The sequence below is a fragment of the Escherichia sp. Lx600-2 genome (assembly GCF_036662595.1).
GTDB classification, from domain to species: Bacteria; Pseudomonadota; Gammaproteobacteria; order Enterobacterales; family Enterobacteriaceae; genus Escherichia; species Escherichia coli.
In genome coordinates this window covers 1-16,531 of record NZ_JAYQWM010000031.1, presented here as the reverse complement: position 1 = coordinate 16,531, position 16,531 = coordinate 1, and the positions used below count along the sequence as shown (strand labels likewise).

Below are 16,531 nucleotides of genomic sequence, written 5' to 3'. Positions count from 1 at the left end.
AATGGATGAGAGCGGACATCGTTTTGTCGGATGTAGCGTGAATGCCTTATTTCCGACGCAGCGTTTTAAATGCCACAAACAGGAATACAATCAACACCGGCAGCAGGATCGCTGACAAGCGCATATCATCCATCGTGCACATCAGCAGCAAAATCATGCCGAGGAAGGCAATGCAGAGATAGTTTCCGAACGGATAGAGCAGCGCCTTAAACTGTGTTTCACGCCCCTGACGTCGCATCGCTGCACGAAAACGCAGATGCGCCAGACAGATCATAATCCAGTTCAACAGCAGCGTTGCTACCACCAGCGCCATCAGCAGACCAAACGCTTTTTGCGGCAGCAGATAGTTGATTAACACCACCAGCGAAGTGATCGCTCCGGAAAGCATCAGCGAGTTAATCGGCACGCCGCGACGGCTGACGCGAGTCAAAAACTTCGGCGCATTACCCTGTACAGAAAGGCCAAACAGCATGCGGCTGTTAGAGTAAACCCCGCTGTTATACACTGACAGCGATGCTACCAGAATGACGAAGTTCAGCGCAGAAGCTACCACGTTGCTGTCGAGATTATGGAAAATCATCACAAACGGGCTACTGTTGGATTTCACTTCCACCCACGGATAGAGCGCCAGTAAAACCACCAGTGAACCGATGTAAAACAGCAGGATGCGATACACCACCTGATTTACCGCTTTTGGAATGCTTTTTTCCGGATCGCGCGCTTCAGCGGCAGTAATCCCAATCAGCTCCAGACCGCCGAAGGAGAACATAATCACCGCCAGCGACAAAATCAGCCCATTCCAGCCGGTGGCGAAGAAACCACCGTAGCGCCAGAGGTTGTCGATACTGGCTTTCTCGCCGCCGTGACCAGAAAACAGCAGCCACAGGCCAAAGCCGATCATACCGATGATTGCCAGCACTTTAATCAGCGCAAACCAGAACTCGGTTTCGCCATATAAGCGCACGTTCACCAGGTTAACGGCGTTGATGATAATAAAGAAGGCGGCAGCCCAAATCCACGTTGGAACATCCGGGAACCAGTACTGCATATAGATGCCCGCAGCGGTCAGCTCTGCCATTCCCACCAGCACGAACATCACCCAGTAATTCCAGCCAGAGAGGAAGCCCGCGAACGGTCCCCAGTATTTATAGGCAAAGTGGGCAAATGAACCGGATACCGGCTCCTCAACCACCATTTCGCCAAGCTGGCGCATAATCAGGAAAGCGATGATCCCGGCGACGCCGTAGCCCAGCAATACAGCCGGACCCGCCATCTGAATCGCCGGGCCAATGCCAAGAAACAGACCAGTACCAATTGCGCCACCCAGCGCAATCAGTTGAATATGACGGTTATGTAATCCGCGATGAAGCGTCGGCTCTTGATTCGACGCAGTATCTTCCGATACGGTTGACGCGTTTTTCACGCCTTTCCCCTGTGTGTCTTTTTTGTTGAGGGGCACCTTTTAACATTTAGTGCCCATCGTCGCAAGACACAATCCACACGGTTAAACGGGGTATCCTGCTTTTATTTCCGTACCCGATGTCGGTGCAGCCACATCAGCTTATACGCCGCCGGGATAATAAACAGCGACAGCAAAGGCGCGGTGATCATGCCGCCAATCATCGGCGCGGCAATCCGGCTCATCACCTCTGACCCTGCTCCTGTTCCCCACAGAATCGGCAGCAGACCAGCGATAATCACCGCCACCGTCATCGCTTTCGGGCGCACGCGCAGTACCGCGCCGTGATACAACGCCTCATCCAGCTTCTGCTCGCTGAATGTTTGCGGATTATTCAACGACGGCTCGGCCTCTATGGCGTGACGTAAATACATCAGCATCACCACGCCAAATTCGGCGGCGACCCCGGCAAGGGCAATAAAACCGATGCCCGTCGCCACAGAAAGATGAAAGCCCATCCACCACAGCAACCAGATGCCGCCCACCAGCGCAAACGGTACGCTGCTGATAATCAGCAACGCTTCGCCCACCCGACGGAATGCCAGATACAACAGCACGAAGATGATCATCAGTGTCATCGGCACCATGAGTTTCAGCTTATGGTTGGCGCGCTCCAGTAGCTCGAACTGCCCGGAGAATGCCACGCTGGTGCCCGGTTTTAACTGCACTTTTTCAGCTATCGCTTTTTGCAAATCGTGAACCACCGATACCATGTCACGATCGCGGGCATCGATATAAATCCAGCTCGTCGGGCGCGCATTCTCGGTTTTCAGCATCGACGGTCCGGTAGAGACTTTAACGTCGGCCACGTCTGCCAGGGTGATTTGCTGCTTCATCGGCGTCAGGATCGGCAACTGGCGCAGTGCCTGCGGACTATCGCGCCAGCTTTGCGGATAACGCAGATTAATGGGATAACGGGCAATCCCTTCCACCGTTTCGCCAACCATCGCCCCGCCCACCGCAGAAGTCACAAACAACTGCACATCCGCCACCGTCATACCGTAACGCGCGGCTTTTTCACGGTTAATCTCAACGTTGATATAGCGCCCACCTTCCAGACGCTCGGCAAGCGCAGAAGCTACGCCTGGCACCGTTCGCGCCACTTCTTCAATTTGCTCCGCCATCGCGTCGATATCCGCCAGCACAGTGCCGGAAACTTTAATGCCGATGGGGCTTTTAATGCCGGTTGAGAGCATATCGATACGGTTACGAATTGGCGGCACCCACAGATTCGCCAGCCCCGGCAGACGCACGGTGTTATCCAGTTCCTCAATGATTTTGTCCATTGTCATGCCTGGCCGCCACTGATCCTGCGGCTTAAGCTGGATGGTCGTTTCTACCATCTCCAGCGGAGCAGAATCGGTGGCGGTTTCCGCTTTCCCGGTTTTGCCAAATACCCGCGCCACTTCAGGTACGCTCATAATCAGCTTGTCGGTTTTTTGCAGCATACTCGCCGCCTCTGCTGCGGAGATCCCCGGCAGCGTCGATGGCATATATAACAAGTCGCCTTCATTGATCTGCGGTAAAAACTCCCCGCCAACTTTATTGAGCGGCCAGAGAACCGTCAGCACCGAAAGCGCTGCCACCAGCAGCGTGGTTTTCGGCCAGTGCAGTACTTTCAGCAATAGCGGATGATAAACACGAATCAAAAAGCGATTGAGCGGGTTACTGCTTTCCGGCGGAATTTTGCCACGGATCCAGTAACCCATCAGGATAGGGATCACTACGATCGCCAGCAGCGCCGCACCCGCCATCGCATACGTTTTGGTGAACGCCAACGGGCCAAACAGACGCCCTTCCTGCCCTTCCAGGGTGAAGATCGGGATAAACGACAACGTGATAATCAGCAGACTGATAAACAGCGCCGGCCCCACTTCAACAGACGCATCGGTGATCACCTGCCAGCGCGTTTTATTATCCAGCGTGGCGTCAGGATGCTGGTGCTGCCACTCTTCCAGCCGTTTATGCGCATTCTCGATCATGACGATAGCAGCATCGACCATCGCCCCGACGGCAATCGCAATGCCACCCAACGACATAATATTGGCATTCAGTCCCTGGAAGTGCATGACAATAAAAGCAATACACAACCCCAGCGGCAACGAAATAATCGCCACCAGCGCCGAGCGCACATGCCAGAGAAACAGCGCACAGACTACCGCCACCACAATAAACTCTTCCAGCAACTTGCCGCTGAGGTTGTCGATGGCCCGGTCAATGAGCTGGCTGCGATCGTATGTTGTAACTATCTCCACGCCTTCCGGCAGACTACTTTTCAGCGTTTCCAGTTTGTCCTTCACGGCGGCGATCACTTCTCGGGCGTTTTTGCCGGAGCGCAGGATCACCACCCCGCCCGCAACTTCGCCTTCGCCGTTCAGTTCGGCAATGCCCCGGCGCATCTCCGGGCCAACCTGGACCTTCGCAACATCACGCAGATAAACGGGCACGCCATTTTCACTGGCTTTTAAAACGATGTGATTAAAGTCGTCGAGCGTTTGCAGATAGCCGCTGGCGCGCACCATATATTCCGCTTCCGCCAGTTCGATCGACGAACCGCCCGCTTCCTGGTTTGAAGCATCCAGCGCATTTTTCACTTCGCCGAGACTGATGCCATACTGCGCCAGGCGCTGGGGATCGATAACCACCTGATACTCTTTCACCACACCGCCCACCGACGCCACTTCCGCAACGTCAGGGATGGTTTTTAGCTCATATTTGAGAAACCAGTCCTGCAATGAGCGTAAATCGGCCAGATCGTGCTTACCGCTGCGATCCACCAATGCATATTCATAGATCCAGCCAACACCCGTGGCATCTGGCCCCAGCTCGGCGCTGACTCCCGCAGGCAGCTTACCCTGTACCTGGTTGAGGTACTCCAGCACCCGCGAGCGCGCCCAGTACGGATCGGTGCCATCTTCGAAAATGACATACACATAAGAGTCGCCAAACTGCGAGAAACCGCGCACAGTCTTCGCGCCAGGTACCGACAACATGGTGGTAGTTAGCGGATAAGTCACCTGATTTTCAACGATTTGCGGTGCCTGCCCGGGATAGCTGGTTTTAATAATCACCTGCACATCGGAGAGATCCGGCAGTGCATCCACTGGCGTGTTAATGATGGTCCAGGTGCCCCAGATACTCAGAAACAACGCGCCCATCAGCACCAGAAAACGGTTCGCCACCGAGCGACGAATAATCCATTCAATCATTGGTTATTCCCTCAATGCGCATGGGTAGCACTTTCAGAGCGCATCCGCTCCAGTGCGCCAGAAATATTGGCTTCGGAATCAATCAGGAACAGGCCGCTGGAAACCACCTTTTCACCTTCCGCCAGACCAGAGCGTAATGCGGTGACACCTTGCGATGCCTGGAAAACGGCAACGCGTTTTGGTACAAAGCGCCCGTCGGCATCAACGGTAATCACCCGCTGTTCGTTGCCGGTATCAATCAGCGCCTGTGACGGAATGAGCAGCATCGGTTCGCTGGCGGTATTGAGTTGCAACCAGGCGTTCATTCCCGGTTTTAGCGCCTCGTCGGCGTTGTCGATTTCCAGACGCAGCTGCAGCGTGCGGGTCGCGGCATCCACGCCAGGTAGTAGCGTCCATTTGCGGATGGTGAGTGTTTTATCAGGTCGCGCCGGAACGGTGAGCGTAAACTGCGAGGCATCTTTCACCAGCCAGGCGATGGACTCCGGGATCGCAGCAGTGACCCACACCGGGTCCATACCCTGAATTTTCGCTACCACGTTATCTTTGGCGATATTCATTCCCGCGCGCAGATCAAACGCGGTGATCACGCCATCAATGGGCGCTTTGAGCGTAAAGCGAGTCTGGATTTTTTGCGTGGCGATCAGGCGGCGAATATCCGCCTCCGGCATTCCCGCCAGTCGCAGCCGCTCAAGAATGCCTTCAGTCTGGGTCGCCGTACCGCCGGTTTCGCGCAGCAGTAAATACTCACTCTGCGCTTCCACCCAGTCGGGAATGGTCAGGTCGAGAAGCGGTGTGCCCTTTTGCACTTTATCGCCCACGGTAAGCGGATACACCTTGTCGATAAACCCGGCAGCGCGAGCCTGCACAATGGCATACTGATACTCGTTGTAACTGACATTCGCCGGGAAACTCTGGGCAAAAGTCAGCGGTCCGCGCGTGACGGTAGCCGTTTTCACCCCCAGATTCTGCGTCTGAGTCGGGTCAATGCGCACACCAGACGCAGAACTCTCTTCATCGGCATATTTCGGCACCAGATCCATATCCATAAACGGCGATTTACCTGGTTTATCGAACCGCGTATTGGGATACATCGGGTCGTACCAGAATAAGATTTTACGTTCTGCGGTCGACGTTTTTTCTGCGGGCGGTTCCGCCTTTGCAAACCAGGTAAAACCTGCCGCAGAAATAATACCGCCCGCGATCATGCTGCCGATAATAAGCGCGATTTTTTTCATCTCATTAAACCTGGGTTACTGGCTGACTTTAATATCCTGTAATAAAGAAAGGTTGCCCTGCTGGACAAAATTAAACGCCACTTTGTCGCCAGTTTTAATTTCACTCATTTTCGTCTGCGGAGTGATGGTAAAGCGCATGGTCATCTCCGGCCAGCTCACGGCAGCAATCGGATCGTGATGGATGGTGATTTTTTTGCTTTCCAGATCAACACCTTTTACCACGCCGGTGGCACTAATGACCTGTGGTTGTGCTTCGCTCATGGTTTCATGATGATGTTCGTTAGCCTGGGCATTAAAGCCAATAACGGTAAACAGACTGAACATTGCGACTTGCAGTGCTTTTTTCATTTATTCTCTCCTGGAGTTAAAAATTATTGCTGCCAACCGCCACCAAGTGCGGTATATAAAGAAATTTCGTTGACCTGACGGGCATAATTCAGGTCAAGTAAGGTTTGTCGGGTTGCAAATAAAGAACGCTCGGCATCCAGCACTTCCAGATAACTTACCGCGCCGTGCTGATATAATGCCCGCGCCCGTTGCAAAGTAATTTGCAGCGACGCCAGATAACGCTGCTGGGCGCTGATTTGATCGTTCAGGCTTTGACGTAATGCCAGCGCATCTGCCACTTCTTTAAAGGCGTTCTGGATTTTCTGTTCATAATTCACTACCGACTGCTGCTGGCGAATTTCGGCGATATCCAGATTGGCCTGGTTGCGTCCGGCATTAAAAATGGGGATCTCAATTTTAGGAATAAAATTCCACATCCCGCTGCTGGCGTTAAATAATGACGACAGATCGCTGCTGGCGGTTGATATTCCGCTGGTCAGGCTTATAGATGGGAAAAATGCCGCGCGTGCGGCCCCAATATTGGCATTAGCCGCCATTAACGCGTGTTCAGCTTCCATAATATCCGGGCGCTGCAATAAGATTTGCGACGACAAGCCCGCCGGTAATTTAACGCTTTGCAGGCTGTCGCTGTTTACTGTCTGCGCTTGCGGCAGCTTGCCGTAGCTTCCCAATAACAGTTGCAATGCATTATTCGCCTGCGCCAGTTCCCCCTGACGTTTAGCGATGTCACTGCGGGTACTTTCTATCACCCCGCGAGCCTGTTCCAGCGCCAGAACATTGCTGCTACCGGTCAACAGTTGTTTTTCAACAAACGCATATGACTGCTGATAATTACGCAGCGTTTCTTCGGCTATTTGCAATTGCGCATACGCCAGCTGCTGATTGAAATAGCTTTGCGCGACATTAGAAACCAGCAGAATATGCACCGCGCGCTGAGCTTCCTCAGTGGCTAAATAATTTTGTCGCTCGGCTTCGCTCATGTTCTTTAAGCGACCGAAAAAATCGAGGTCAAAGCTGGCGTTAAGGCCGGTCGAAAACTCCCGTGTCGTGGCGGTATTCCCTTTAAGATTACCGCTCCAGCTGCCGCTGCCCTCGCCATTGAGCTGTGGGTAGCGGTCGGCATCGGTCAGACGATATTGCGCCCGTGCCTCCTGCACTTTCAGCGTCGCCATGCGCAAATCCCGGTTATTCTCCAGCGCCTCGCTAATCAGCGTCTTCACCTGATTATCAACAAAAAAGGTGCGCCAGCCCGCGTTCTGATAGTTATCTGCTGCGTTAACCAAGCCGTTCTGGCTGAGTGAGAACTGCTGAGGAACGGGCATTGCCGGACGCTGATAATCCGGTGCCAGTGAACAACCGGTTAGCGCAAGGGCCACACAAAATGGCAGAAGTTTACAAGGAGACATAGGCTCATAATTTCTGGTGATTTTATACCGCCAACTTTACTCGCCAGGCTCTGATTTTCCGGTGACAGGAAAATGACAAAATTGTCATTTTGCCAATAAGCGATTGCCATCTGATCCCGCTACTCTAGAATTGCCCGGGCAACATGCGGAGGAAATATGAAACTGTTGATTGTCGAAGATGAAAAGAAAACCGGAGAATACTTGACCAAAGGGTTAACCGAAGCCGGTTTTGTGGTCGATTTGGCCGACAACGGGCTGAATGGCTACCATCTGGCGATGACCGGTGATTATGATCTGATAATCCTCGATATTATGCTGCCGGACGTGAACGGCTGGGATATCGTGCGCATGTTACGCTCCGCCAATAAAGGGATGCCGATTCTGTTGCTTACCGCGCTTGGCACCATTGAACATCGCGTCAAGGGGCTGGAGTTGGGGGCAGATGACTACCTGGTGAAGCCATTCGCTTTTGCTGAACTGCTGGCGCGGGTGCGCACATTACTGCGGCGCGGGGCGGCGGTGATTATCGAAAGTCAGTTTCAGGTTGCCGATTTGATGGTCGATCTCGTCAGCCGCAAAGTCACCCGCAGCGGCACGCGCATCACTTTGACCAGTAAAGAGTTTACTATGCTGGAGTTCTTCCTTCGCCATCAGGGCGAAGTGCTGCCCCGCTCGCTTATCGCCTCGCAGGTATGGGACATGAATTTTGACAGCGATACCAATGCTATTGATGTGGCGGTGAAGCGGCTACGCGGCAAAATCGACAACGACTTTGAGCCGAAGCTGATTCAAACCGTGCGCGGCGTGGGTTACATGCTTGAGGTGCCGGATGGTCAGTAAGCCATTTCAGCGCCCGTTTTCGCTGGCAACCCGCCTGACCTTTTTTATCAGCCTGGCCACCATCGCGGCGTTTTTCGCCTTTGCATGGATCATGATCCACTCAGTAAAAGTGCATTTTGCCGAGCAGGATATTAATGATTTAAAAGAGATTAGCGCCACCCTTGAACGGGTACTAAATCACCCTGACGAAACGCAAGCCCGACGCTTAATGACGCTGGAAGATATCGTCAGTGGTTATTCCAACGTGTTGATTTCCCTGGCAGATAGCCACGGCAAAACGGTGTATCACTCCCCCGGTGCGCCGGATATCCGCGAGTTTGCACGTGATGCCATACCCGATAAAGACGCGCGGGGTGGCGAGGTGTATCTCCTTTCCGGCCCGACAATTATGATGCCAGGCCACGGTCACGGGCATATGGAACACAGCAACTGGCGGATGATTAACTTGCCGGTTGGCCCGTTGGTGGACGGCAAACCGATTTATACGCTCTACATCGCGCTGTCGATCGATTTTCATCTTCATTACATAAATGATTTGATGAATAAACTTATTATGACCGCATCGGTAATCAGCATCCTGATCGTCTTTATCGTGCTGTTGGCGGTACATAAAGGTCACGCGCCGATCCGCAGCGTCAGCCGTCAAATCCAGAATATCACCTCGAAAGATCTCGACGTTCGCCTCGACCCGCAGACCGTGCCGATTGAGCTGGAACAGCTGGTACTGTCGTTCAACCATATGATCGAGCGTATTGAGGATGTCTTTACCCGCCAGTCCAATTTCTCAGCGGATATCGCTCACGAAATTCGCACGCCGATTACCAATCTCATCACGCAAACGGAAATCGCCCTCAGCCAGTCTCGCAGCCAGAAGGAGCTGGAAGATGTGCTCTACTCTAATCTCGAAGAGCTGACGCGAATGGCGAAAATGGTCAGCGATATGCTGTTTCTCGCTCAGGCCGATAACAACCAGCTAATCCCCGAAAAGAAAATGCTCAACCTGGCGGATGAAGTCGGCAAAGTGTTCGATTTTTTCGAGGCGTTAGCGGAAGATCGCGGCGTGGAGTTGCGATTTGTTGGCGACGAATGTCAGGTTGCGGGCGATCCGCTGATGCTGCGTCGGGCATTAAGCAACCTGCTTTCTAATGCCCTGCGTTATACGCCACCCGGAGAGGCTATTGTAGTGCGCTGCCAGACGGTCGATCATCAGGTGCAAGTTATCGTCGAAAACCCCGGTACGCCCATTGCGCCCGAGCACTTACCGCGATTGTTTGACCGTTTCTACCGCGTTGACCCCTCCCGCCAACGAAAAGGCGAAGGTAGCGGCATTGGGCTGGCGATAGTGAAATCGATTGTTGTCGCGCATAAAGGCACGGTTGCAGTAACGTCAGATGCGCGGGGGACAAGGTTTGTTATCACATTACCCGCTTAATTATTCAGCAAACGGCAACTTTTATAACCAGTGTAAAAATAACGTGCCGCAATAGTCATACCTATTAATGGTAAAAAGCTGTCACAATTCATAAAAAACCTTAATATACGCCACCCTAAACATAACCAGCGTTAATGTAAGGTTTTTGTGTGGACTGGCTTCTTGATGTTTTTGCTACCTGGCTCTACGGCTTAAAAGTAATCGCGATAACGTTAGCGGTCATCATGTTCATCAGCGGGCTGGACGATTTTTTTATTGATGTCGTCTACTGGGTACGCCGCATTAAACGCAAGTTGAGTGTTTATCGCCGCTACCCGCGAATGAGTTACCGCGAACTGTATAAACCAGATGAAAAACCGTTAGCGATTATGGTTCCGGCGTGGAATGAAACGGGCGTCATCGGCAATATGGCCGAGCTGGCGGCGACCACGCTCGACTACGAAAACTATCATATCTTTGTTGGCACCTACCCCAACGACCCGGACACTCAGCGTGATGTTGACGAAGTGTGCGCTCGCTTCCCGAATGTGCATAAGGTAGTCTGCGCGCGTCCTGGCCCCACCAGCAAAGCCGACTGTCTGAACAACGTGCTGGACGCCATCACCCAGTTTGAGCGTAGCGCCAATTTCGCTTTTGCTGGTTTTATTCTGCATGACGCCGAAGATGTGATTTCACCGATGGAGTTGCGTCTGTTCAACTATCTGGTCGAGCGTAAAGATCTGATTCAGATCCCGGTATACCCATTCGAACGCGAATGGACGCACTTCACCAGCATGACTTACATTGATGAGTTTTCAGAACTGCATGGCAAAGATGTTCCGGTGCGTGAAGCCCTCGCCGGACAAGTGCCCAGCGCAGGCGTCGGCACCTGTTTCAGCCGCCGCGCCGTGACCGCACTGTTAGCTGACGGTGACGGTATTGCTTTCGACGTGCAGAGTCTTACTGAAGATTACGACATTGGCTTCCGCCTGAAAGAAAAAGGTATGACGGAAATTTTTGTCCGTTTTCCGGTGGTGGACGAAGCCAAAGAACGCGAGCAGCGTAAATTTTTACAGCACGCACGGACGTCAAACATGATCTGCGTGCGCGAATATTTCCCCGATACCTTTTCGACTGCGGTTCGACAAAAATCCCGCTGGATCATCGGCATTGTTTTCCAGGGTTTTAAAACCCATAAATGGACCTCCAGCCTGACGCTGAACTACTTTCTCTGGCGCGACCGCAAAGGGGCAATCAGTAACTTTGTCAGCTTCCTCGCGATGCTGGTGATGATCCAGCTTTTGCTGTTGCTGGCGTATGAAAGTTTGTGGCCCGATGCCTAGCATTTCCTTTCTATTTTCAGCGGCAGCGCATGGTTAATGACCCTGCTGTGGCTAAACTTTGGTTTGATGGTTAACCGCATCGTGCAGCGGGTGATTTTCGTTACTGGCTACTACGGCCTGACGCAGGGGCTGCTTTCCGTCCTGCGTCTTTTCTGGGGCAACCTGATTAACTTCATGGCCAACTGGCGCGCGTTAAAACAGGTACTTCAACACGGCGATCCACGTCGCGTGGCGTGGGATAAAACAACGCATGACTTCCCCAGCGTCACTGGCGATACCCGCTCGTTGCGCCCGTTAGGTCAAATTCTGCTGGAAAATCAGGTCATCACTGAAGAACAACTCGATACAGCACTGCGTAATCGCGTCGAAGGTCTACGCCTGGGCGGTTCAATGCTGATGCAGGGGCTGATAACTGGCACAGGCGTTGGCAGAGCAAAACGGCGTGGCGTGGGAATCCATCGATGCCTGGCAGATCCCGTCCTCGCTGATTGCCGAAATGCCAGCCTCCGTGGCGCTGCATTATGCAGTGCTGCCGCTGCGTCTGGAAAATGATGTGTTAATTGTCGGCAGTGAAGATGGTATTGACCCGGTTTCGCTGGCGGCCCTGACGCGTAAAGTCGGACGCAAAGTGCGTTACGTCATTGTTCTGCGGGGATAAATTGTCACGGGGTTACGTCACTGGTATGCACGCCGACGCGGTCACGATCCGCGGGCAATGTTGTACAATGCGGTTCAGCATCAGTGGCTCACGGAACAGCAGGCCGGTGAAATCTGGCGGCAATATGTGCCGCATCAGTTCCTGTTCGCCGAAATACTGACCACGCTCGGTCATATTAATCGTTCAGCAATTAACGTGTTGTTATTGCGCCATGAACGCAGTTCTCTGCCGCTCGGCAAGTTTTTGGTCACCGAAGGCGTTATCAGCCAGGAAACGTTGGATCGCGTCCTGACAATTCAACGCGAATTACAAGTTTCGATGCAATCACTATTACTCAAAGCAGGTTTAAACACAGAACAGGTTGCGCAACTGGAGTCCGAAAATGAAGGAGAATAACCTTAATCGCGTCATCGGATGGTCTGGTTTACTGCTGACGTCTTTATTGAGTACCAGCGCACTCGCAGACAATATCGGCACCAGCGCAGAAGAGCTGGGGCTGAGCGATTATCGCCATTTTGTTATTTATCCCCGTCTCGATAAGGCGCTGAAGGCACAGAAAAATAACGACGAAGCAACCGCCATCCGCGAATATGAATATATACACCAGCAGGTGCCGGATAATATTCCGCTGACTTTATACCTTGCGGAAGCCTATCGCCATTTTGGTCATGATGACCGGGCGCGGCTGTTGCTTGAGGATCAACTGAAACGTCACCCAGGAGATGCCCGACTTGAGCGCAGTCTGGCGGCTATTCCAGTTGAAGTGAAAAGCGTTACGACAGTTGAAGAACTGCTTGCCCAGCAAAAAGCGTGCGATGCTGCGCCGACCCTGCGTTGTCGCAGTGAAGTCGGGCAGAATGCCCTGCGGCTGGCACAGTTACCTGTCGCCAGAGCGCAACTGAACGATGCGACGTTTGCTGCATCGCCGGAAGGAAAAACGCTGCGAACCGATCTGCTGCAACGGGCAATCTACCTGAAACAATGGTCCCAGGCAGATACGCTATACAATGAAGCACGCCAGCAGAACACATTAAGCGCGGCAGAACGCCGTCAGTGGTTTGACGTGCTTCTTGCCGGGCAGCTGGACGATCGGATCCTGGCACTGCAATCACAGGGGATCTTCACCGATCCTCAGTCATATATTACTTACGCGACCGCGCTGGCTTATCGTGGCGAAAAAGCACGCCTCCAGCATTATCTCATTGAAAATAAGCCGCTGTTTACCACGGACGCACAAGAGAAAAGTTGGCTCTATCTGTTATCTAAATACAGCGCCAACCCCGTTCAGGCATTGGCGAATTATACGGTGCAGTTTGCCGATAACCGCCAGTATGTTGTTGGCGCGACGCTACCGGTGCTGTTAAAAGAAGGTCAGTACGACGCAGCGCAAAAACTGCTCGCCACCCTCCCCGCCAATGAAATGCTTGAGGAGCGTTATGCTGTCAGCGTGGCGACCCGTAACAAGGCTGAAGCTCTGCGTCTGGCACGCTTGCTGTATCAGCAAGAACCGGCAAATCTTACCCGCCTGGATCAACTAACCTGGCAACTGATACAGAGCGAGCAGTCACGCGAAGCTGCCGATTTATTGCTGCAACGCTATCCTTTCCAGGGCGATGCGCGTGTCAGCCAGACTTTAATGGCGCGACTGGCGTCTCTTCTGGAAAGTCATCCTTACCTGGCAACTCCAGCGAAGGTGGCGATTTTATCGAAACCCTTACCGCTGGCGGAGCAACGTCAGTGGCAAAGTCAGTTGCCGGGTATTGCAGATAATTGCCCGGCAATAGTTCGCTTGCTGGGCGATATGTCGCCTTCCTACGATGCTGCCGCCTGGAACCGTCTGGCAAAGTGTTATCGGGACACGCTACCCGGTGTGGCGTTGTATGCATGGCTTCAGGCCGAACAACGACAACCGAACGCCTGGCAACATCGTGCGGTAGCCTATCAGGCGTATCAGGTTGAGGACTACGCCACCGCACTGGCGGCCTGGCAGAAAATCAGTCTTCACGACATGAGCAATGAGGATCTGCTTGCTGCTGCCAATACCGCCCAGGCGGCAGGAAATGGTGCGGCTCGCGATCGCTGGCTACAACAGGCAGAAAAACGTGGACTGGGAAGCAATGCGCTCTACTGGTGGCTGCATGCGCAACGTTACATTCCTGGTCAGCCGGAACTCGCACTGAACGATCTCACGCGCTCAATCAATATTGCGCCTTCTGCCAACGCTTACGTTGCGCGGGCGACAATTTATCGCCAACGTCATAATGTCCCGGCCGCGGTGAGTGATTTGCGCGCCGCGCTGGAACTGGAACCGAATAATAGCAACACCCAGGCAGCGCTTGGTTACGCCTTGTGGGATAGCGGTGATATCGCACAGTCGCGGGAAATGCTCGAACAGGCGCATAAAGGGCTACCGGACGATCCGGCACTGATCCGACAACTGGCCTATGTGAACCAGCGTCTGGATGACATGCCTGCGACGCAGTACTACGCCCGGCTGGTGATTGATGACATTGATAATCAGGCGCTGATAACCCCACTGACCCCAGAGCAAAATCAGCAACGCTTCAATTTCCGCCGTCTGCATGAGGAGGTCGGTCGCCGCTGGACGTTCAGTTTCGATTCTTCCATCGGCTTGCGTTCCGGGGCAATGAGTACCGCTAACAATAATGTTGGCGGCGCAGCGCCAGGGAAAAGCTATCGTAGCTACGGGCAACTGGAAGCCGAGTACCGCATCGGACGCAATATGCTGCTGGAAGGCGACCTGCTCTCAGTTTATAGCCGCGTCTTTGCCGATACCGGAGAAAACGGGGTGATGATGCCGGTGAAAAATCCGATGTCCGGCACCGGTCTACGCTGGAAGCCGCTGAGCGATCAGATCTTTTTCCTCGCCGTCGAACAGCAGTTGCCGCTGAACGGGCAAAATGGCGCATCCGATACCATGCTGCGCGCCAGCGCCTCATTCTTTAATAGCGGCAAATACAGCGACGAATGGCACCCGAACGGTTCAGGCTGGTTTGCCCAAAACCTGTACCTCGATGCGGCGCAATATATCCGCCAGGATATTCAGGCGTGGACGGCAGATTATCGCGTCAGCTGGCATCAGAAGGTAGCTAACGGACAGACTATTGAGCCTTACGCTCACGTTCAGGACAACGGCTATCGTGATAAAGGCACTCAGGGCGCGCAGCTTGGCGGTGTCGGGGTCCGCTGGAATATTTGGACCGGCGAGACGCACTACGACGCCTGGCCGCACAAAGTCAGTCTCGGCGTCGAGTATCAACATACCTTTAAGGCGATTAATCAACGTAACGGAGAGCGCAACAACGCGTTTCTCACCATTGGAGTGCACTGGTAAATGCGTAAGTTCATTTTCGTATTGCTGACACTGCTTTTGGTCAGCCCTTTTTCCTTTGCGATGAAAGGTATTATCTGGCAACCACAAAACCGTGATAGTCAGGTTACCGATACCCAGTGGCAGGGGCTGATGAGTCAGTTACGTTTGCAAGGCTTCGATACCCTGGTTTTGCAATGGACCCGTTACGGCGATGCATTCACCCAGCCAGAACAGCGCGCGTTATTGTTTAAGCGTGCCGCAGCTGCGCAACAGGCTGGCCTGAAGCTGATTGTCGGGCTGAACGCCGATCCGGAATTTTTTATGCACCAGAAACAGTCGTCTGCAGCGCTGGAAAGCTATCTTAATCGCCTGCTGGCTGCCGATCTCCAGCAAGCCAGATTATGGAGCGCCGCGCCTGGCGTAACGCCGGATGGCTGGTACATCAGCGCGGAAATTGACGACCTGAACTGGCGCAGCGAAGCCGCCCGTCAGCCTTTGCTAACATGGTTAAACAACGCGCAGCGGCTGATTAGCGATGTTTCAGCAAAACCGGTTTATATCAGTAGTTTTTTCGCCGGAAACATGTCGCCCGATGGCTATCGCCAACTGCTGGAACACGTTAAAGCAACCGGAGTTAATGTCTGGGTACAGGATGGCAGCGGCGTGGATAAACTTACCGCTGAACAGCGTGAACGTTATCTACAGGCCAGCGCCGATTGCCAAAGCTCCGCCCCAGCCAGCGGCGTTGTTTATGAACTGTTTGTCGCCGGCAAAGGCAAAACCTTTACAGCGAAACCGAAACCGGACGCAGAAATTGCCTCGCTGTTAGCGAAACGTTCCTCTTGCGGTAAAGACACTCTCTATTTCTCTCTGCGCTATTTGCCCGTCGCGCACGGCATTCTCGAGTATTAAATCTCCTCCAGGTAAGTCGGGTACGACCTGGCTTACCTCTTTCGCTCTCGTCAGAATTCCATCAAGATTAATTGCTAAAAAGCGTGCTAAAGAAAGAAGATCGTTATCGGCGAACGGGCCGATCACTCATGCAGGAAGCATAGATCCTTTGAGCGGAGTTTCTGATATCTGAGGAGTGCGAAATGCAATTGAGCAGCAGTGAACCTTGCGTGGTGATCCTGACCGAAAAAGAGGTAGAGGTAAGCGTCAATAACCATGCTACGTTTACCCTTCCGAAAAACTACCTGGCCGCCTTCGCGTGCAAGGTGATGCTGCCAACTTACTGATTTAGTGTATGATGGTGTTTTTGAGGTGCTCCAGTGGCTTCTGTTTCTAT

Annotated in this window: 9 protein-coding genes and 2 pseudogenes; 6 read left to right on the top strand and 5 right to left on the bottom strand. The window is 53.1% G+C overall.

The genetic code is table 11. The features are described from left to right. Window positions 1-46: 46 nt before the first annotated feature. From pheP to cusC, 5 genes are all read right to left on the bottom strand, one after another. Window positions 47-1,423, bottom strand: coding sequence for a phenylalanine transporter (gene pheP / locus OQV04_RS13090; RefSeq protein WP_032280457.1), 1,377 nt, complete (start codon window positions 1,421-1,423; stop codon window positions 47-49). 101 nt (window positions 1,424-1,524) lie between these two features. After that, entirely contained in the window at window positions 1,525-4,668 is a 3,144-nt protein-coding gene (gene cusA, locus OQV04_RS13085) for a Cu(+)/Ag(+) efflux RND transporter permease subunit CusA (protein ID WP_032288167.1), read from the bottom strand. Between the two features lie 11 nt (window positions 4,669-4,679). Continuing rightward, window positions 4,680-5,903: a Cu(+)/Ag(+) efflux RND transporter periplasmic adaptor subunit CusB gene (gene cusB / locus OQV04_RS13080; protein WP_032280455.1), complete on the bottom strand. Its 1,224-nt coding sequence runs from the start codon at window positions 5,901-5,903 to the stop codon at window positions 4,680-4,682. A gap of 15 nt (window positions 5,904-5,918) precedes the next feature. Beyond that, on the bottom strand, window positions 5,919-6,251 hold the full coding sequence (cusF, locus tag OQV04_RS13075) for a Cu(+)/Ag(+) efflux RND transporter periplasmic metallochaperone CusF (RefSeq protein ID WP_032280454.1): 333 nt from the start codon (window positions 6,249-6,251) through the stop codon (window positions 5,919-5,921). 23 nt (window positions 6,252-6,274) lie between these two features. Beyond that, window positions 6,275-7,657 (bottom strand): Cu(+)/Ag(+) efflux RND transporter outer membrane channel CusC, encoded by a 1,383-nt coding sequence (gene cusC / locus OQV04_RS13070; RefSeq protein ID WP_032280453.1) that lies wholly within the window; start codon window positions 7,655-7,657, stop codon window positions 6,275-6,277. Between the two features lie 156 nt (window positions 7,658-7,813). Between cusC and cusR the strand changes: the two genes are divergently transcribed. From cusR to OQV04_RS13040, 6 genes and pseudogenes are all read left to right on the top strand, one after another. Then, window positions 7,814-8,497 carry a copper response regulator transcription factor CusR gene (gene cusR / locus OQV04_RS13065; protein WP_332642022.1) on the top strand — a complete coding sequence of 228 codons (684 nt, stop codon included), beginning with the start codon at window positions 7,814-7,816 and terminating at the stop codon, window positions 8,495-8,497. Then, window positions 8,487-9,929, top strand: coding sequence for a Cu(+)/Ag(+) sensor histidine kinase CusS (gene cusS, locus OQV04_RS13060; protein ID WP_032280452.1), 1,443 nt, complete (start codon window positions 8,487-8,489; stop codon window positions 9,927-9,929). Before cusR ends, cusS begins: the two co-directional genes overlap by 11 nt. Before the next feature lie 149 nt (window positions 9,930-10,078). Next, window positions 10,079-12,305 (top strand): annotated as a pseudogene (nfrB, locus tag OQV04_RS13055) (cyclic di-3',5'-guanylate-activated glycosyltransferase NfrB). Continuing rightward, on the top strand, window positions 12,292-15,264 hold the full coding sequence (nfrA, locus tag OQV04_RS13050) for a bacteriophage adsorption protein NfrA (protein ID WP_247806709.1): 2,973 nt from the start codon (window positions 12,292-12,294) through the stop codon (window positions 15,262-15,264). Before nfrB ends, nfrA begins: the two are co-directional and overlap by 14 nt. Further along, on the top strand, window positions 15,265-16,155 hold the full coding sequence (locus OQV04_RS13045; RefSeq protein WP_045176839.1) for a DUF4434 family protein: 891 nt from the start codon (window positions 15,265-15,267) through the stop codon (window positions 16,153-16,155). It abuts the gene before it with no gap. A 182-nt stretch (window positions 16,156-16,337) separates the two neighbouring features. Beyond that, window positions 16,338-16,457, top strand: a pseudogene (locus OQV04_RS13040) (AraC family transcriptional regulator); the annotation flags it as partial. Between the last annotated feature and the right edge of the window lie 74 nt (window positions 16,458-16,531).

Bases quoted from the DNA above. Each gene is read 5' to 3' on its own strand.
- cusB (WP_032280455.1), bottom strand. From the start codon at position 5,903: ATGAAAAAAATCGCGCTTATTATCGGCAGCATGATCGCGGGCGGTATT.
- cusF (WP_032280454.1), bottom strand. From the start codon at position 6,251: ATGAAAAAAGCACTGCAAGTCGCAATGTTCAGTCTGTTTACCGTTATT.
- cusA (WP_032288167.1), bottom strand. From the start codon at position 4,668: ATGATTGAATGGATTATTCGTCGCTCGGTGGCGAACCGTTTTCTGGTG.
- cusC (WP_032280453.1), bottom strand. From the start codon at position 7,657: ATGTCTCCTTGTAAACTTCTGCCATTTTGTGTGGCCCTTGCGCTAACC.
- cusR (WP_332642022.1), top strand. From the start codon at position 7,814: ATGAAACTGTTGATTGTCGAAGATGAAAAGAAAACCGGAGAATACTTG.
- OQV04_RS13045 (WP_045176839.1), top strand. From the start codon at position 15,265: ATGCGTAAGTTCATTTTCGTATTGCTGACACTGCTTTTGGTCAGCCCT.
- cusS (WP_032280452.1), top strand. From the start codon at position 8,487: ATGGTCAGTAAGCCATTTCAGCGCCCGTTTTCGCTGGCAACCCGCCTG.
- nfrA (WP_247806709.1), top strand. From the start codon at position 12,292: ATGAAGGAGAATAACCTTAATCGCGTCATCGGATGGTCTGGTTTACTG.